The organism is Enterococcus alishanensis (assembly GCF_019218635.1).
Taxonomy (GTDB): Bacteria; Bacillota; Bacilli; order Lactobacillales; family Enterococcaceae; genus Enterococcus_A; species Enterococcus_A alishanensis.
The window spans coordinates 1-18432 of record NZ_JAHUZB010000002.1 but is presented as its reverse complement, the minus strand read 5'-3'; the positions used below and the strand labels follow the sequence as shown (position 1 = coordinate 18432).

General features: G+C 34.7%; 17 protein-coding genes and 1 rRNA gene. 6 read left to right on the top strand and 12 right to left on the bottom strand.

Going from position 1 to position 18432, the window contains the following annotated elements; genetic code table 11:
* Window positions 1-138 precede the first annotated feature (138 nt).
* The 9 genes from allB to KUA55_RS03695 form a co-directional block, all read right to left on the bottom strand.
* A complete protein-coding gene (gene allB, locus KUA55_RS03735; protein WP_218324848.1) occupies window positions 139-1503 on the bottom strand; it encodes an allantoinase AllB in 1365 nt (454 codons plus the stop codon).
* A complete protein-coding gene (gene allW / locus KUA55_RS03730; protein ID WP_218324847.1) occupies window positions 1504-2994 on the bottom strand; it encodes an allantoin permease in 1491 nt (496 codons plus the stop codon).
* 310 nt (window positions 2995-3304) lie between these two features.
* Window positions 3305-3838, bottom strand: a complete 534-nt coding sequence (locus KUA55_RS03725; RefSeq protein ID WP_218324846.1) for a helix-turn-helix domain-containing protein — start codon at window positions 3836-3838, stop codon at window positions 3305-3307.
* 472 nt (window positions 3839-4310) lie between these two features.
* Window positions 4311-5405: a tyrosine-type recombinase/integrase gene (locus tag KUA55_RS03720; protein ID WP_218324845.1), complete on the bottom strand. Its 1095-nt coding sequence runs from the start codon at window positions 5403-5405 to the stop codon at window positions 4311-4313.
* A 305-nt stretch (window positions 5406-5710) separates the two neighbouring features.
* Window positions 5711-6685 (bottom strand): tagatose-bisphosphate aldolase, encoded by a 975-nt coding sequence (gene lacD / locus KUA55_RS03715; RefSeq protein ID WP_218324844.1) that lies wholly within the window; start codon window positions 6683-6685, stop codon window positions 5711-5713.
* A 22-nt stretch (window positions 6686-6707) separates the two neighbouring features.
* Entirely contained in the window at window positions 6708-7634 is a 927-nt protein-coding gene (gene lacC / locus KUA55_RS03710; protein WP_218324843.1) for a tagatose-6-phosphate kinase, read from the bottom strand.
* Window positions 7635-7646: 12 nt separating this feature from the next.
* Entirely contained in the window at window positions 7647-8162 is a 516-nt protein-coding gene (lacB, locus tag KUA55_RS03705; protein WP_218324842.1) for a galactose-6-phosphate isomerase subunit LacB, read from the bottom strand.
* Window positions 8163-8185: 23 nt separating this feature from the next.
* Window positions 8186-8614 (bottom strand): galactose-6-phosphate isomerase subunit LacA, encoded by a 429-nt coding sequence (gene lacA / locus KUA55_RS03700; RefSeq protein ID WP_218324841.1) that lies wholly within the window; start codon window positions 8612-8614, stop codon window positions 8186-8188.
* A 14-nt stretch (window positions 8615-8628) separates the two neighbouring features.
* Window positions 8629-9420: a DeoR/GlpR family DNA-binding transcription regulator gene (locus tag KUA55_RS03695; protein ID WP_218324840.1), complete on the bottom strand. Its 792-nt coding sequence runs from the start codon at window positions 9418-9420 to the stop codon at window positions 8629-8631.
* A 186-nt stretch (window positions 9421-9606) separates the two neighbouring features.
* On the opposite strand from KUA55_RS03695, the gene KUA55_RS03690 reads away from it, so the two are divergent.
* The 3 genes from KUA55_RS03690 to KUA55_RS03680 are packed head-to-tail and all read left to right on the top strand — an operon-like array spanning window position 9607 to window position 11813.
* Entirely contained in the window at window positions 9607-10098 is a 492-nt protein-coding gene (locus KUA55_RS03690; RefSeq protein ID WP_218324839.1) for a PTS sugar transporter subunit IIA, read from the top strand.
* On the top strand, window positions 10091-10390 hold the full coding sequence (locus KUA55_RS03685; protein ID WP_218324838.1) for a PTS sugar transporter subunit IIB: 300 nt from the start codon (window positions 10091-10093) through the stop codon (window positions 10388-10390). The genes KUA55_RS03690 and KUA55_RS03685 overlap by 8 nt, the downstream gene beginning before the upstream one ends.
* Before the next feature lie 19 nt (window positions 10391-10409).
* Window positions 10410-11813: a PTS galactitol transporter subunit IIC gene (locus KUA55_RS03680; RefSeq protein ID WP_218324837.1), complete on the top strand. Its 1404-nt coding sequence runs from the start codon at window positions 10410-10412 to the stop codon at window positions 11811-11813.
* A gap of 45 nt (window positions 11814-11858) precedes the next feature.
* Here KUA55_RS03680 and KUA55_RS03675 read toward each other — a convergent pair whose 3' ends face one another.
* Both KUA55_RS03675 and KUA55_RS03670 read right to left on the bottom strand, forming a co-directional pair.
* Complete coding sequence (locus KUA55_RS03675) at window positions 11859-12605, bottom strand: DeoR/GlpR family DNA-binding transcription regulator (protein ID WP_218324836.1); 747 nt, start codon at window positions 12603-12605, stop codon at window positions 11859-11861.
* 52 nt (window positions 12606-12657) lie between these two features.
* Complete coding sequence (locus KUA55_RS03670; protein WP_218324835.1) at window positions 12658-15060, bottom strand: hydroxymethylglutaryl-CoA reductase, degradative; 2403 nt, start codon at window positions 15058-15060, stop codon at window positions 12658-12660.
* Window positions 15061-15217: 157 nt separating this feature from the next.
* Here KUA55_RS03670 and KUA55_RS03665 point away from each other — a divergent pair, with 157 nt between their 5' ends.
* The 3 genes from KUA55_RS03665 (at window position 15218) to KUA55_RS03655 (ending at window position 18257) form a co-directional block, all read left to right on the top strand.
* Window positions 15218-16369: a hydroxymethylglutaryl-CoA synthase gene (locus tag KUA55_RS03665; RefSeq protein ID WP_218324834.1), complete on the top strand. Its 1152-nt coding sequence runs from the start codon at window positions 15218-15220 to the stop codon at window positions 16367-16369.
* Between the two features lie 455 nt (window positions 16370-16824).
* Window positions 16825-17277, top strand: a complete 453-nt coding sequence (gene nrdI, locus KUA55_RS03660; RefSeq protein WP_218324833.1) for a class Ib ribonucleoside-diphosphate reductase assembly flavoprotein NrdI — start codon at window positions 16825-16827, stop codon at window positions 17275-17277.
* 74 nt (window positions 17278-17351) lie between these two features.
* Entirely contained in the window at window positions 17352-18257 is a 906-nt protein-coding gene (locus KUA55_RS03655) for a lactate/malate family dehydrogenase (RefSeq protein ID WP_218324832.1), read from the top strand.
* A 98-nt stretch (window positions 18258-18355) separates the two neighbouring features.
* On the opposite strand, the gene rrf is transcribed toward KUA55_RS03655, so the two are convergent.
* A 5S ribosomal RNA gene (gene rrf / locus KUA55_RS18695) occupies window positions 18356-18432 on the bottom strand; the annotation flags it as partial.

Sequence of the window (18432 nt, the reverse complement as noted above, 5' to 3'; positions counted from 1 at the left end):
CATATCAAGTCAATTTTGCAAGACAAAATTCATCTGATTCTTCGTATTCTATTGCTACGTTATGTAAATTGAAGATTTTTTTCTTTTAAAAAGGCTAGAACAAAAATAAGTTCCCTTATTTTGGCTCTAGCCACGTGCTTATTTTTTGATAAATGTTCCAGGAAATTCGCTTGTTACACCCTCTGCTTGACTATAAATTGTTTGCCCGCGTAAAATTGTTTGAGCTACTTGAGCACCAATTTCACGGCCAATATAAGGACTGATTTGATTTTTGTATTCTAAATCTTCAGCTTTTAAAGTGTATGGCGCATTTGGTTTGATTAAAACAAAGTCAGCGTCTTTTCCAATTGTAATCCGACCTTTTTGGTCTAAGTTGTAGCGGTCTGCTGGATTTGCCGCAATTAAATCAGCAAAATGTTTCAATGACATGCCACGTTTTTGGACACCTTCATCAAACAAAACATCTACATTATTTTGTACACCTGAGATACCGCCCCAAGCTTCAAAAGCATTTTCTTTATCTTTCAAATCTGGTGTACATGGTGAATGGTCACTGGTTACGAAACTAATGCCTTCGCCTAAAGTATGCTCCCATAAACCTGCTTTTTGTGCTTTGTCACGAATTGGTGGTGAACATTTCACGACTGGCCCAATCGCATCTAATTCATCAGTTGTAAAATATAAATAATGGGTACAAGTCTCACAAGTTACATCGACACCTTCTTGTTGGGCTTTAATAACTGCTTCGACACCTTCTTGACAAGCAACGTGACAAATATGAATCCGACAGCCAGTTTCTTTAGCCATTAGAATTGCTTTTTCGATCGCTTCAACTTCGGTGAAAACCGGACGTGTATTTACGTAAGCTTCTAAAGTTGTTTCGCCATTTGCATAGGCAATTTCACCTAAACGGTCAGTAATTTCTGCATTTTCCGCATGAATTGCTAAAACTTTTCCAGTTTTCGCAATTTGTTTCATGCCTTCATATAAAGAGTAATCATCAACGTTTTCAAAATCGCCATCAATAGTACGGTCGCCACAAGTTCCTAAGAAACATTTGTAAGCTGCTACGCCGCCATCATTTAATTCTTGAATACCACCTTCTAAATTAAATGGTACCAAGCCGCCAAAAGAAGCTACGTCAACTTTTAATTTATCTTCACCAGCTGCATATTTAATATCTAATGATTTTTTATCCACTGTAGCAGGAACTTGGTTCAAAGGCATTTCCATGAATGAAGTTACGCCACCTTTGGCACATGAAGCCGTTCCAGTCACATAACCTTCCCAATTATCACGATAGCCACCACCAGGATCTGTAATATGCACATGAGCATCGACCATTCCTGGACTAACAATTAAACCTGCTGCATCAATTACTTTTTCACCAGTTAAATCATTGCCAATCGCAGTAATCTTACCTTTATCAACGGCAACATCTGTATTCACTTCTCCATCTTCCAAAATAACCAAACCATTTTTAATAACTAATTCGTGACTCATTTACGCTTCCTCCTCATAAGTTGGTGTTACTTCGTTTTTGATTGATGCTTTTTTTAACACAAGATAAATCAGAAATGCTGTAATAAACCCAACGAACCAAGAAACATCAGAAATCATTCTTAGCGCCGGAATAAATTGACCACTTAAAGATATAATTAAGGCAATAATTGTTGCAATATAAGCCTGACGATTCAAACCATGATAAATATTGTTTTTATTATCACGGGTATTATCCATATACAACTCATTTAAATCAATATTTTGTTTACGAATAAAGTAGTAATTGGCAATCATGACCCCAGCAACTGGTCCTAAAACTGCCCCAATCGAATTTAAGAACATAAAAATACTATCTGAGTTTGCCATTAAACGCCAAGGCATAATCAAGAAACTAATAATACTAGCAATTAAAACGCCTCGTCGATAGTTAATTTTCTTCGGAAATAACGCAGTCAATTGATATCCTGCCGGAATAATATTACCAGTGGCATTTGTCGAAATCGTTGTTAATAAGAAAACAGCCATTGAAAAGATGACAACTGGTAGACTATCTAGCCGGTCTATAATATTCAAAACATTCCATTCTTGAATACCAAAGTGAATTGAACCACCAATCAAGATAACCACACTTGAAAAAGCAAAAATAGCATATCCAATAACCAAGCTCAAAGTTTGTCCGACCATTTGGTCTTTAGTGGATTTAGCATTTTGGGTAAAGTCAGAAACACTAGATCCTGGCGCTGCCCAAACGGCGATGACCGAATTAATAATTAAAAAGTAAGCGAAAATCGGATTCAAATTACGCGTTGCGCCAGAAATACTGTAAGAAAGAATTGGGCCCATCCCACCTGCAGCATTGATTGCCCAAATCGTTAAACCAATAATCACTATATAAATCATCGGGCTTAGAATACCAGTAAATTTATTTAAGATACCTCCGCCACCAAATCCAATCAACACATTTAATACCCAAAATAAAGTGAATGCAATTAATTGGGGAATCCCAATACCTAAAATTTGAGTTGAACCACCAATTTCTAAAAATCCTGGCCAAAACTTGCCAATTAAAATGACTAACGCCAATGCACCTGTATAAGTTTGTAAACCAAACCACGCTATTGCCGCCACACACCCTCTTAGAAATCCAGGTAGTTTTGCGCCCAGATCACCGTAAGTCGAACGCAAATGCATTGCGAAGGGAATCCCATATTTTGATCCGGCAATTCCATTGAAAACCATAAAAGCTGCTACGAAAAGTGCGCTAATAGCAACCGCCAACATCACATTAATAGGTGATAGACCGAGAAAAATAAATCCGCCTACTGCAGTATAATTAGGAATGTTGTGAATTGATCCCATCCATAAAGTAAAATAATTACTGATGCCCATATTTCTCTTGTCAGGACCCTTGGGTAGTAAATCATCATTATACCCACGTGCTTTAAACTTTGCTACTTCTTCTTCAGAATACTGAATGTCATTATTACTCACGTTTTTAACTCTCCTTTTCGTAGTAAAAATATTCGTTCCTGTATAAAAAAATTGAATGCTTAAAATGCTCAGCCATGGCAACTAGTCATTACAAAATCCAATAATTATATCTGAATTACTTGTTGAGACAATTGTAAGCGGTTTTAACACAATTTACATTGTTGCAATTTGCTAAAGGGTGCATTAAGTTTTGTTCAAAACAAACAAAAGATTTTCTTAAAAAGTGAATATATATACGAAATATTTTTTGGTAAGTTGACTTTTTTTCAGCAAAAAAATAAACATCCCATTGGATGTTTATTCTCAAGATTTATGCTAATTCATAAGATTCATAAATTTTTTGATAAAACTCGTCATTTAAACGATATCCTTTCCTCCAATCAGTGACTACACCATCAGGAATGTCAAAAACTTCTTCTATACTATGCTTAATTCGTTTGATTCGATAAGATACTTGACTTAAATTAGAATTATTAGGATCCTCCCTCCAGATTATTTTTACTAAATCTTCTCTTGAAACTGTTGCAGCTTTAGCTTCAATTAAAACATCTAAGATTCGCTCTTCCACTGGCGACAACTTAATTTTTAATAATTTCCAAGATGAAATTGATGGAGATTTGTTTTCTTTATTTTCTTTCTCTTGATTAATTTGTTTTGCACTATATATAAACAATAATTCCCGTAACTCATTAAAGGATTCATTTTTAGTAATCCATTCTTGAAACCCTTCATTTTTTAAAATTTCGGCTTTTTGTTCATCTACTGATGTATCCACAATTCTGAAAACAGCAGTCCTTTTGCTAGCAACCGATTTTACTAACTCACTGGCTTCTAAATCAGACACTGTTTCACTCAGCATGACTATTGGAAAATAATCCTCCCATTTTCCCAAAGAATTATTTTCTCGCCAATAATTTAGAATAAGTGTCGAACAAAAAACCTCATAGTTTAATTGCTGAATTTTTTCACAAAAATTTTTTTCGTTGGAAATGTTATTAGTTAATATCAAAATACAAAACACCGAATCACCTCTCATACCTTTTCTAGTATTTATTTTTCGTTTATAAAAAAATTATTTTTAAAATAGAAAAAAGCTGATTTTTTTGCTATAATTTTTTCTTGTTCTATATGAAACTATGAAAAGTACTAAATAATAGCTTGATATCAGTCTTTACGATAAGGATTGACGGCTTTTGACGGCTAAAGATATTTTTAGAAAAATTATTAATTTTAATGAACAATTATTTTCAGACTTTGAGAATTCGCTTACATTTCCTTGAAAAATTTATTGGTTTAAAAATATTAATTTTTAAAAACTAAATACAGCTATCTAAAACTTCCATAACTTTACAACGTTGTTCAAGTAAATTATCGGCATAAATATCTAGTGTCATTTGAGTTGACGAATGCCCCAATAGTGCACTGACAGATGAAATATCTGCTCGTTTTTCTAAACATCTAGTAGCAAAAGTGTGTCTTAGTTGATGGAAATGGATATTTTTTAAATCTGCTTTTTCCCGAATTTTATGGAAATGATAGGTTAATAATCTTGGTTCACTAGGTTTCTCACCTGTTGAAAACACATATTCTCCTGTGGCTTCTTGTTGATGTTGAAGCAATAACTGTTTAATTTTATCCCCAAAAGGAATGATCCTAATAGAAGAATGTGTCTTTGATTGATGCTTGATTACTTGCGTTTTTGAATCATCTTGATAAGAAGCAACCCGCTGTAGTGTATTTCCCACGTGCATTAAATTATCGATAAAATTTATATCTGACCATTTAAGCGCAGACAATTCTCCAATGCGTAATCCCGCATACAAAGCTAACATGATTGGTAAGCCTTTTTTCTTTTCAGATTTAGCAACAGCTTCAAGTTTTTTTTGCTCCGATTGTTGTAATGCCCGCACTTTTCGCTGATTTTTAGGCATCTTTATTTTATCAAACGGATTTGTTTGAATTAAGCCCTCAAAAATTGCTTGTGATAAACAACTTTTTATAATTTGACAAATGACCTTTACCGTACCGCTGCTTAATTTATCCATCATTTGATTGATAAATTCTTGAATCTTAATATGGTCTAGCTCATTTAATGCGAGATTTCCTAATACTTGAAAAGCATAACGCTTCAACTTATAAGAATAACTATCAAAAGTTGCAGGTTTAATTTTCCCTTTTATATTTGCTAACCATAATTCTACCCAGTCTTTAAATATCATAGTGGCTTCCCCATAAATCATACGCAATTGAGTATACTTTTCTTTTAAAGGATATAGTTTTTGGCGAACTTCTTGTTTAGTTTTTCCATAAATATATCCATATTTAATTTTATTATTTTTGTTTCGTCCTTTTTGATACCGACCTTCCCAACGCCCATCTTTTCTTAAGTAAATATTTTCCCCAAGTTTCAATTTGTTCTCCCCATTTCTGACGGCTCATTTGACGGCTGAAAAAACAATAGGAAAAAATCCTAATTTACCAACGCTTATTTAATAAAACTTTTTTGTTGAAAAAATTGAAATTTTTATTATGTTTAAATTGATTATAATTTTTTCATATATTATAATAAAAGTCGTTACAAATAATTAAAATTGACTTATTTTTTCATGCGTCATTCATTGTCCTAGTTTCATATAAACTACGAAAAAATAATTGAACTTTTAAACATAAAAATGACCCTATGAAATCAATTTTTCATAGGGTCATTTTTTTATTTTTAAAGTTTAATTGACGTTGCAGTTTCATTTAGGACTTGATTCAGTTCTTGAATGTTTTTACGTCCTTCAGTTTTTAACCATTCGGCAGCTGAATTTTCGCCTTTAGTAATGAAAGGTTCCACCCCGTTTGCCCAAGTAGCTCTACCACAAAGAACACCATTAAAAGTTGATCCGGCTTCTTTTGCAAAATGTAAAGTCGTTTGGAACATCTCCGCCGAAACACCAGCACTTAAAAATATAAATGGTAAATCAGTTGATTCTGACTGTTCTTTAAAGAATTTTGCTGCCTCAGCTTTCGTATAAACAACTTCGTCTTCACTAAAGCCTTCCACAAATTTCATATTAACAGGAACTTCTACTTTCAACACATCTACACCATAACGTTTATTTGAAAATTCCTTCATCATATCATTTACTTTATGAGGTTTTTCTTTGGCATAAGCTGCTGTACTATTGTCAGCATCATTTGCATCATAAGAAACCAATTCTAAAAAGAATGGCAAATCTTCCGCTTGGCATTCAGAACCAATTCGTTCGATAAAGGCTTGTTTTTGTAGATTAATTTCTGCTGATTCATCAACATCATAGTATAGTAAAAATTTACAAGCATCTGCACCAGCTTCTTTTAAGCGTTTGACTGACCAAATCGATAGTAAATCTGGCAAGCGTCCTGGAGTAGAAGCATCATACCCAGTTTTTTCGTAAGCTAATAATAAACCAGCTGATTTATCCCGCGCTGCAGCAGCAGGCAAACCATATTCTGGATCTAATAAAATTGCTGAAGCAAATGGTGTTAATTCAGTTGAAACAATTTCTTTGAACTGTTCAATTTGTTCAGCGGTTGCTTCAGTCTCCTGATACTTATTGATCATCTTTTTTAAAGCTCCTCGTTGATCAATCGCTAAAGCACCAATGATTCCTTTTTCATTGGTTATTTGTTTTAAATAATTTCTTTTATTTTCTGTTAATTCCATCAGTTGAATTCTTCCCTTCGTTTTAAACTGGTGCCACATTTATTTGATTTTTAATCATTTCAAAGTTATCCATATTTACGTGACCTGTTAGGTTTTCTTGTGCATTCAACATCCCTAAAGTATTGGCTATTTTTAAAACTTCTTGATCCTCTTTTTCTTGATCCAAGGCGTAAAGCAATCCGGCTACCGTAGCATCGCCAGAACCAACTGGATTAACGACTTCAATCTTTGGAATATTTACTCGATAAAATTTTTCATCGTGTTTTGCAAAAGCCCCTTGGCTACCTAATGAAACAACAATCCATTCGACACCTGAGAACTTTTCAGTTTGCAAAACTTCTTTTAAATCATCTATTTCAACTGAACAATTTAAAATTGCAGCAAGTTCTTCTAAATTTGGTTTAATGACAAATGGTTTAGCAGAACCAGCTAAAACGGCTTCCAAAGCTTTTCCGGAACAGTCCAAAACGACTTTTTTATTTTTTTGTTGACAGATTTCCAGCATTTGATGATAAAAATCAGTCGGCAAACCAGCTGGCAAACTACCGGAAAATGAAATCATACTACTTCGTTTAACCAATTCAGTAAAATTATTTAAAAAATTTTGGGCTTCTCCTTGAGAAATAGTCGGTCCGCTTTCTAAGATTTCTGTTTGTTTGCCTTCATGTAAAATGGCAATACAATTTCGAGTTTCTCCTTCAATTTGAGAGAAAGCGTGGTTGATTTTTTCAGCTTCTAATTGACTCTGGATTTGTCTTCCTAAAAAACCACCGATCAATCCACTAGCAGTCACCTCTGTTGACAACTGTTTCAACACTCTCGTGACATTTAAACCTTTGCCACCAGCAGTTTTTCGTGTATCTGTTACCCGATTAACTGTATCCAACTGAAATTTCTCTAGCGGATAAGAAATATCAATTGAAGGATTCATTGTAATAGTTAAAAGCATTATTCGCTCCTTTTAGTCGTGATATTCTCCCCGATCCCATTTTTCAATAAATTCATCAAAGAAGTGAGGATCCATTTGTTCAGGATGATTTTTTTCAACATGATCAATCTTTGCAATTAATTTTTTGTTTTCTTCTGTTGGTTGATATTGCGCTTCAATGAAAGCCTCTGCAATATCACAAATCAAGAACTCGCCTGTAATTCGTGCACCAAAACCAACAACATTCGCATTTAATTGTTCTTTCGCATAAACAGCAGTCGTCATGTCTCGTACTAATGCACTACGCACACCTGGAACCTTGTTGACCGCATTATTGATTCCGACGCCTGTACCGCAAAGACAGATACCCAGATCTGCTTCACCACTAACAACAGCTTCACCAACTTTTTTCCCAAAAATTGGATAATGTGTGCGCGTAAAATCATACGTTCCTACATCTAATACTTCATATCCTTTTGATTTCAAAAAATCTGAGACCGCCATTTTAGTATCTGTTACAATATGATCGCATCCAATTGCTATTTTCATGTTCTTTCTTCCCTTCTATTTGCTTAGGCCATTTTATTTAACATATCGACTCTGACTTGATGTCTGCCACCATCATAGTTGGCACTTAAAAATTCTTTGACAATATTTTTAGCTAATTCATCACCAACGATTTTTGCCCCTAAAGTAATCATCCGTGAATTATTATGTTCGCGCGTCATATAAGCTGAACGTTCATCAGAAACTTCAGCTGCTACCATGCCTTTTACTTTAGTAGCTGTCATAAAGCTGCCTGCGCCATAACCATCAAAAGTGATTCCTAAACTGCCTTCATTAGCAACTACATCTTGAGCAACAGCCAAAGTTGATTCTACAAAATCAACAGCCGCTTCTTCACTTTTATCAACTACCTCAAAACCTTCTTCTATTAAATAAGTTTTGATTGTTTCTTTTAATGTCATTCCTTCAAGATCTGATCCAATTACTACCCGCATTGTAAATCCTCCTCTTAATTAAAAATTTTTGTGTATTGTTCATACTGCTCTTTTACACTCTTGGAAATTGTATAGTCTGTGAACAAACCATCGATTTTTTTTAAATTATAAAAATTATAAAAATCACGATGATTGAACTTGTGAGCATCAGCTACCAGATATTTTTCGCTGGCTTTATCCAATGCCAATTGTTGAATTTTGCCTTCTTCTACATTAAAGGTTGACACCCAACCATCTTGAATTCCATTAACACCGACAAAAGCTTTTGTAATCCCTATTTTTTGAATCACTTCATCAGCAACCGAACCAACAAATGCTCCGGTATGTTCCCTATAAGAACCACCCACTAAATAAAGATCGTACTTTCCTTTATCTTTCAATAAGTTAAAGACTGGCAAACTATTGGTTACGATTCGAACGTGTTCTAATGTAATATGTTCAGTCATTAATTCAATAGTAGTACCTGGTCCCAAAAAAATTGTTTCTCGTTCATCATTAATTAATTGTGCTGCATTTTTTGCAATATATTTTTTTTCATCGGTACTAATCATTTTCTTTTCAAAATGTGAAAGTTCTTTTGGTGTTTCTATGCTAGATTTTTCAACCGTTGAATCTTCTTGATTGAACGCAATACTTTGGGCCCCACCATGAATACGGATCAATTTTTTTTCATGATCCATTTCAGTTAAATCCCGTCTGATTGTCATATCAGAAACATGAATAGTCGCTTGGATTGTTTTTACAGTAACAATCCCGTCTCGTTCGCATAAATCCAAAATGATTTTCTGTCGTTCATTTTTCAACAAATTGTGCTCACCTCCTTGTTCACTTTCCTTGATACAAATTCATCATAAACCAAAAACAAACATTTTTCAACAACAATAAGTTTATTTTTTTTCGATTTCTGGTTGACTTATCCTAAGAAAGCGCTTATTATTATGTCATAAACAACAAACAAACTATTTCGAACAAAAAAAGGAGGTACTTATGAAATGTCACTTTTTTCAGAGGATACCATTTATGTATCAGAAAAAAATTCTCAAACAGCAGTTTTTGAAGAAATCTATCAAAGTTTATTAGCAAAAAAATTGGTATCTGAAAATTTCCTAGATAATTTAATAGAAAGAGAAGTAAATTATCCAACAGGTTTAGATCTTGCGCCAATCAGTCAAGAGCTACCAAATATTGCCATTCCTCATACTGAGAGTGAATTTGTCAATACGACTCGAATCGTTCCTATCAAATTAAAGAAAGATATTCCATTTCATAATATGATTCAACCAGATGAAGTAATGAATGTACGGTTTCTTTTTATGATTTTGAATCAAAATGGCGAAGAACAGTCAGGATTGCTAGCGGATATCATGGATTTTATTAATTCAGTTGAACAAACAGAATTAATTCAGTTCTTTAATGAGGAAGACCCAAAAATGATTTATCAATTTTTAAAAAAAAATTTCAAAGGAGAGAATTTAAATGATTAAAATTTTAGCAGCGTGTGGAGCCGGAGTAAATTCAAGCCACCAAATCAAAGATGCATTAGAAAAAGAAATGAAAGCTAGAGGATATCAAGTTTCTTGTGATGCTGTCATGATCAAAGATGTAAATGAAGATATGTTATCACATTATGATATTTTCGCCCAAATTGCCAATACCAACTTAGGCTTCAAAATTGATATTCCCGTTGTAGATGCAGGCGCAATTCTATATCGTATTCCAGCTATGGCTCAACCAGTCTATGATCAAATGGAAGAAGCCATCAAATCAATCAGTTAAATAGAAAAGGACGGATATCATGAGTACAATTATTGATTTAGCCAACAGCATATTTCAGCCTCTAATTAATTTAGGGGCTGCCCCATTGATGACAATTGTCTTAACCATCATCGCACTTTTCTTCAAAGTAAAACCTAGCCGTGCTTTAGAAGGCGGTTTAAAATTAGGGATTGCTTTAACCGGGATCGGAGCAATTATTGGAATTTTAACTAACGCTTTTTCAGGTGCGATGGCCGACTTTGTTGAACGAACAGGACTAAGCTTAAACATCACTGATGTTGGTTGGGCACCTTTAGCAACAATTACTTGGGGATCACCTTATACACTTTACTTCTTATTAATTATGGTGATTGTCAATGTCGCAATGCTGATCTTGAAAAAGACAGATACTTTAGATGTTGATATTTTCGATATCTGGCATCTTTCTATCGTTGGTTTATTTGCCATTTTCTGTGGCGCAAACTTATTTATTGCCACATTATTAGTTATTTTCATCGGTATTTTAAAAATTATCAATTCTGATTTAATGAAACCAACCTTTAATGATTTATTAGATGCACCAGATTCAAATCCAATGACAACAACTCATATGAACTATATGATGAATCCAATCATTATGGTCTTTGATAAAATTTTTGACAAGATCTTCCCGTGGTTGGACAAATATGATTTCGATGCAGCCAAATTGAATAGTAAAATTGGCTTTTGGGGATCAAAATTTGCCATTGGTATTTATTTAGGAATTTTTGTTGGTTTATTGGCTGGACAAAACCCAACTGAGATCTTTGCTTTAGCCTTTACAGCTGCAACCTGTTTGGAACTGTTCTCTTTAATTGGTGCATGGTTTATTGCGGCGGTTGAACCTTTATCTCAAGGGATCACTGATTTCGCTTCAGCTAAATTAAAAGGTCGTACGATTAACATTGGTTTAGATTGGCCTTTCCTAGCAGGTCGTGCCGAAATTTGGGCAGCTGCAAACGTGCTAGCACCAATCATGTTATTAGAAGCTATGGTACTTCCAGGAAATAAATTATTACCGTTAGGCGGAATTATTGCCATGGGTGTTACACCAGCTTTATTAGTTGTCACTCGCGGTAAATTAATTCGAATGATTGTTATTGGCGCGATTGAATTACCATTATTCTTATGGTCAGGTACACTAATTGCGCCATTTGTTACTGAAACAGCGAAAAAAGTTGGAGCCTTTCCTGCTGGTTTGAGCTCGAATGCACTTATTTCTCATACAACAATGGAAGGTCCGATTGAAAAATTCTTAGGTTATTTGGTCGGTAATGCATCGCAAGGACAAATTCAATTTGTTTTATATGCAGCTATCGCATTAATTGCCTATTTACTCATCTTCATCTGGTACGCTCGTCAAATGAAAAAAAGAAATGCCGCTTACTTAGCAGCCAAAAATTAATCAAAAAAAAATCCCGAAATGCACACGATGCACTTCGGGATTTTTCTATACTAAAATGATTGATGAACTGTCTAATTGCTTATATTTGTGTGTTTCATCTTGGTTAGTTATCAGTTCTGTTACTTCATCTAAACGATAATAAACACAAAAATCAGTCTTACCAATCTTCGAACTATCAGCTAATAAAAAACGTTCTTGACTATTATTTAGCGCCAATGTTTGGGTCTGACCTTCTTCTAATGTACTAGTCATAATTTCCTGACCAACTAAAGCATTGCAGCTGAAAAAGGCTTTATTAAATTTTAAATCAGTAATAATTTTATTGGTTAAATCGCCAAAAAAAGACTGAGTATTGTTTCGCATTTCTCCGCCAACTAAATAGATTTTCTGATGCTCTTTTTTTTGATTTAATATTTCAAATACCGGTAAACAATTGGTTACGATTCTAACATCAGCTACATCGATTAATTGTGCCAATAATTCAATCGTTGTTCCAGGTCCTAAAAATATTGTATCCCCTGTTTGAATGTACTCAATCGCTTTTTTAACGATTGCTCGTTTTTCGTCAATGTGAATAATCCGTTTTTCTTTATGGGACAGTTCTTCATTGAAAGTATTCACTTTCGCACCACCATGGACTCTTTTAAGCAATCCTTGCTTTTCCAAACTGGCTAAATCTCTGCGGACTGTCATATCAGAAACATCTAGTTTATCCATGATATCATTGACTTTCACCGTTCCAGTTTTTCTCAACAATTGCATAATTTCTTTATATCGTTCATCTTTTATCACTGATTTCACCTCCTAAAAATATTACTGACCAAATCTTCTAACTTTAAAAAGCTTATTCACGCAATTTCGCAAGGATAGCTTTTGCTTGTTCTAAATTTTTTACTTTTGTTTGCTTTAATAACTGAACTACTCGATCAATTTCATGATCTTTTGCTCCCGCATTGATGGCCAAAGTCCGACTGTGTAAAGCCATATGGCCTTTTTGAATCCCATCAGTTACTAGAGCTTTAACTGCAGCTAAATTTTGGGCTAAACCAACGGCCACAATATTTTCTGACAAGTTCTGAGCACTGTCCACAGCTAGCAATTTCAAGCTTAAAGCAGCTTTAGGCAATACTTTGGTCGCTCCTCCGACAATGCCAACATTCATTGGCACAATCAATCGACCATTGAGGGTGTCATCTTCAATCCACCAATCAGTCAATCCTTGATAACTTCCATTTCGACTAGCATAAGCATGACAAGCTGCAGCTACAGCCCGAGTGTCATTTCCAGTCGCTAAAACAACAGCATCAATTCCGTTCATTATTCCTTTGTTATGGGTTGCAGCCCGATAAGGATCTAACTTCGCAAAACGACCTGCTGCAGCAATTTTTTTCGCAGTTACTTCTGAAACTACCTCAAAAGGAATTTGACAGGTTGCTTCAACTAGTGCTTCTGTTCCATAGTTGCTTAAAATGCTAAACAAAAGTTCTTCTTGAGGAAAAGCCTGTTGAATCTCGTTAGCTACAGCCTCCAATACCGTATTAACCATGTTAGCACCCATTGCATCTTTTACATCTACCGTTAAATCAATTGAAAAAAATTTTTCTTTAAATCTACGTGATTTTAAATCAGTTAAGCCGCCACCTCGAGTGACAATTGAAGGATAAGCTTGATTAGCTAGATCAAAAATCTTTAATCGATTTTCAGTAAGCCATTTTTCAACAATTGTAAAATCACTTAATTGATTAAAGACAATTTGTCCAATCATTTTACGACTCAATACTTTTGTCTTGAAACCGCCTGCTTGACTGACTAACTTAGCAGCATTACTAGCAGCAGCAATTACTGATGGTTCTTCAGTCGCCATCGGAATAAGTTTTTTTTCACCATTCACAACAAAATTTTGAGCCACGCCTAATGGTAGTTCAACTTCGCTAATTTGGTTCTCAATTAAATTATCGGCTATCTTTTCTGATAAGGTCATTTTTTTTAGTTCAGCAACATCGTTAGCTTGAATTTTTTTATCAGTTAATAACTGGTTAATTCTTTCGTCAGTTGATAGGCGATAAAACTTATCTTCTTTTACAAGGGATTTTTTTTTTAACATTATTGCTAAACCTAAACCACCACCAATACACAAGCTAGCAATTCCTCGTTCTTTATTTTCGTCTTTAAGTGCTGATAATAAAGTTGTCACGATCCGCGCACCACTAGCGCCAATCGGGTGACCTAAAGCAATTCCGCCGCCATAAATATTTACTTTATTTCTAGGAAGCGCCAACTCTCTTTCGACAGCCACTGAAGAAGCCGCAAAAGCTTCATTAATTTCAAATAAATCAACTTGCTTTGTTGTCATTTGACGTTGTTGTAATAATTTGTTTATCGCATCAATCGGTGCAACTCCCATAATACTTGGATCAATGCCCACTTCAGCATAATCTTCAATTTCTGCTAAAAAGGGCAATTGATTCGCAATCGCATAACTTTTTGCTGCCAATACTAAAGCAGATGCACCATCATTCAAAGTCGACGCATTCGCTGCAGTAACCGTCCCCTCTTCTTTAAAAGCCGGTTTTAAACTGCTCATTTTTTCTAGTGTAGCATTCTCTCTAATACCTTCGTCTTTTTCAATAACGGTTCCATCCGCTAAATGAACAGGTACAATTTCTTCAGAAAATTTACCAGAAATATTTGCTGTATGGGCTTTTTTCTGAGAGTCATAGGCAAATTTATCTTGCATCTGACTTGTAACACCAAACCGTTCAGAAACCTTTTCAGCAGTCAATCCCATATGTTCACCACTAAAAGCATCCGTTAAACCATCGTAAATCATACTTGAAATAGGTTCTTGATATGATTCAGTCTCAAAGTCGAATTTTGTTAGCTTTGGTGCTTGTGACATATTTTCTGTACCACCTGCAACAACTAACTGAGCTCTCCCCAATTGTATTTGCTGCATCGCTAAAATAATTGACTTCAGACCCGAACCGCAAACTTCATTAATCGTCATTGCTGGAACTTGGTTACCTAATCCAGCTTTTATACTTGCTTGCCGAGCAACATTCTGCCCACTGCCAGCTTGTAAGACATTGCCTAAAATTACTTGATCCACTTGATTTTTAACATTGCTGCGTTTGACTGCTTCTGAAATTGTAATAGCTGCTAAATCAACAGACGAAACAGTTGCTAAAGTTCCTTTATATTTTCCAATTGGTGTCCGTACAGCACTTAAAATCACTACTTCTTCCAAGGTTGCACCTCCAAATAAATTGTCTTTTTACCAGAAACAGTATAACACATAGAGCTTTAATTATTCTTAAGAATGATTGATGGTGAAAACTACCTTTTCTATGTTATATTGGCTAATGGATATAGATTACATAGTATTATTTTTCAAGGAGGAAATCATGAAAATTGGAATTGATAAAATAGCTTTTCATGTACCGAATTACTATTTAGATATGACTGACTTAGCTCTGGCTAGAGGTGTTGATCCGAATAAATTTCATATTGGCCTGGGGCAAGATCAAATGGCAATGCTTCCTTTTACTCAAGATATTATTACATTAGGTGCTTGTGCTGCTGAGAAAATTCTTACTGATGAAGATAAAAACAAAATTGATATGGTAATAGTTGGAACTGAATCAAGTAATGATTTCTCTAAATCGGCAGCAGTAATCATTCATCATTTACTCAATATTCAACCTTATGCACGATCATTTGAGATTAAACAGGCTTGCTACAGTGGTACGGTAGCCTTACAACAGGCAAGAGATTATATAGCTGCACATCCAGATCGTAAAGTGCTAGTCATTGCTGCAGATATTGCAAAATACGGCTTAAACTCTGGTGGTGAACCGACACAAGGTTGTGGTGCAGTAGCTATGTTAGTTAGTAGCCAACCTAAAATATTAGCATTAAACAATGATAGCGTCTTTTATTCTGAAGATGTTTATGACTTTTGGCGACCATCTGGACATGACTATCCATTAGTAGATGGACACTTATCTAATGAGATTTATATTGACTCCTTTTTAAAAGTTTGGGAAGAAAATAAAAAAGTCAATAAAAAGAATAGCCAAGATTACGCCGCCTTAACCTTTCATTTACCATATACAAAGATGGGACGTAAAGCTTTAAGGGGGCTTTATCCGACTATTTCTGAAGAAGAAGCCAAACGTTTGGAGCAAAAATATGATGAGGCGATTACCTACAGTCGACGAGTAGGGAATTTATATACCGGATCCTTATATTTGGGACTTATCTCTCTACTAGAAAATAGTTCATTAACAGCTGGTGATCAAGTAGGACTTTTTAGCTATGGCTCGGGATCAGTGAGTGAATTCTTTTCTGCAGAAGTAATGCCTGGTTTTGAAAATCACTTAGTCAAAAAAGAACATTCTGCCTTATTAGACAAACGTACACAACTATCTATACCAGAGTATGAAGAGATGTTCAGCAAAAAAATTCCAACTGATGGAAAACAATATCTTTTTGATGATAAGTCACACTTTGCAATTCGTGGAATTGATCACGATATTAGAATTTACAATAACTAAAAAGAGGAGTAATCGTAGTTAACGATTACTCCTCTTTACTAATTTTAGACACAAAAATAGTCTAACGAGTTAAATGGCTGATAACTTTCGATTCCTTCTTTACGAAATCATTTTCTACAAACTTAAACCATCTTTCTGCCGTCTCTTGTTTAAGTTTAGCCATTTGGTGAGAGGTCGTTGGTTCTTTATTGTCCACTTGCCTCTTTCCTCGTTAGACTTTGACTCTTGAGTAAGGAGTTCTCAAAATATCCCTACGTCCTTTCTGCCCCTCGGCATTTGTCAAAATCTTAGACGTTACACTGTACAATTGCCAACTTCGCAATTCTTAGGGATGCTACCCCTTACACTTATTTTATACCATATTTACGAAGTTTTTGCAAGCGCTATCATAAAAGTTGACAGATCTTTTTTTTAAACAATGTTATACTTATCAACATAAAGGAGGATAAGCAATTATGCGCATTATATATATATCAATATCTGGTAACACACGCTCATTTGTAAAAAGATTAATGGCTTATAGCCGCGAACAAAACAAAATTTCACAGGACAATCTCTTAATTGAAGAAATAAAAGAAATCTCAGATAACACTCCTTATGAAAGTGAAAATACAGAATTTTTCGCCTTTGTACCAACTTACCTTGAGGGAGGTAACGGTCTCGATAATGGTGATCAAGAAATTCTGACAGAAAACTTAAGAGACTACTTAGAATATAGTGATAATTGTCGCTATTGCTTAGGAATAGTCGGTAGCGGCAATAAAAACTTTAACTATCAATATTGTTTAACTGCTAAACAGTATAGTGAAGCATTTAATTTTCCATTTATAGCTGATTTCGAATTACGCGGTACAAATGATGATTTAGCCAGAATCTACACTATACTAAATAACAAAAGAAAAAATTAGATTTTCCCTCATAATATTATTGACATTTTCTCATAAAAAAGGCATCCTTAATAGTTAATAGAGGAGTGATTTTTTTGAGAAAAATAGCTATTATCGGTGTGGGAAATGTTGGCAGTACTACTGCACATACTTTAATTGAAAGAAATTTAGTAGATGAGTTGGTTTTATTCGATCAACATAAAAAAATTGTTTTTGCAGAAATAAATGATTTAATTGACGGGCAAATCGGTCGCTCCAGTCAAACAAAACTAATAGAACCCTCTTTAGCAGAATTAACTGATTGCGATATAATTATTTTTTCAGCTGGCGATATTAGTTTATTACAAGGTACCTCAGATCGTTTTATCGAACTTAATTTTACCAAAAAAGTAGCAAAAGAATGGGGACAAAAAATTAAGGAATCAGGATTCAAAGGTATCTTAGTCAATATCACTAATCCTTGTGATGTGATTACTCAATATCTTCAACAAATAACTGGTTTACCTAAAAATCAAGTCTTCGGCACTGGAACTACTTTAGATACTTCAAGAATGCGTCATGCGGTCAGTCAAAAATTAAATGTACATCCTTCCTCAATCGAAGGGTATGTTCTCGGCGAACATGGAGAATCGCAATTTGTTGCCTGGTCAAGTGTGCGAATAGCTGGTATTCCAATTGAAGAAAGTTTTTCCCAAACAGAATTAGATGAATTAGAAGTAGCGGCCCGTAAAGGCGGTTGGATTACTTTCAGTGGAAAAGGCTACACATCGTTTGGTATTGCGAACGCTGCCTCAACTATTGTAGAAGCTATCTTAAATGATAGCCAATTGATTGCACCAGTTAGCAACTATAATGACACTAATCAAGCTTACGTTGGCCATCCAGCACAAATTTCAAGTAGTGGTATTGTAAAAGACTTTGATCTTTCTTTAAATACATTAGAAAAACAGAAATGGCAAAAAACAATTGAAACAATTCATTTTATGTACAACTCAATTTAAAAAAATCGTCAAGTCTATAGTGTAATAGCTACAAACTTGACGATTTTTTATATACACTTTAGAAAATAAAAAAACCACCTATAAATAGATGGTCAGTTGCGTGGCGACGTCCTACTCTCACAAGGGGCAACCCCTCACTACGATCGGCGCTAAAAAGCTTAACTTCTGTGTTCGA

Excerpts from the sequence above, each read along its gene's own strand:
- KUA55_RS03680 (WP_218324837.1), top strand. The coding sequence starts at position 10,410 with ATGAGTACAATTATTGATTTAGCCAACAGCATATTTCAGCCTCTAATT.
- KUA55_RS03665 (WP_218324834.1), top strand. The coding sequence starts at position 15,218 with ATGAAAATTGGAATTGATAAAATAGCTTTTCATGTACCGAATTACTAT.
- KUA55_RS03690 (WP_218324839.1), top strand. The coding sequence starts at position 9,607 with ATGTCACTTTTTTCAGAGGATACCATTTATGTATCAGAAAAAAATTCT.
- lacA (WP_218324841.1), bottom strand. The coding sequence starts at position 8,614 with ATGCGGGTAGTAATTGGATCAGATCTTGAAGGAATGACATTAAAAGAA.
- KUA55_RS03685 (WP_218324838.1), top strand. The coding sequence starts at position 10,091 with ATGATTAAAATTTTAGCAGCGTGTGGAGCCGGAGTAAATTCAAGCCAC.
- lacC (WP_218324843.1), bottom strand. The coding sequence starts at position 7,634 with ATGCTTTTAACTATTACAATGAATCCTTCAATTGATATTTCTTATCCG.
- lacD (WP_218324844.1), bottom strand. The coding sequence starts at position 6,685 with ATGGAATTAACAGAAAATAAAAGAAATTATTTAAAACAAATAACCAAT.
- lacB (WP_218324842.1), bottom strand. The coding sequence starts at position 8,162 with ATGAAAATAGCAATTGGATGCGATCATATTGTAACAGATACTAAAATG.
- nrdI (WP_218324833.1), top strand. The coding sequence starts at position 16,825 with ATGCGCATTATATATATATCAATATCTGGTAACACACGCTCATTTGTA.
- allB (WP_218324848.1), bottom strand. The coding sequence starts at position 1,503 with ATGAGTCACGAATTAGTTATTAAAAATGGTTTGGTTATTTTGGAAGAT.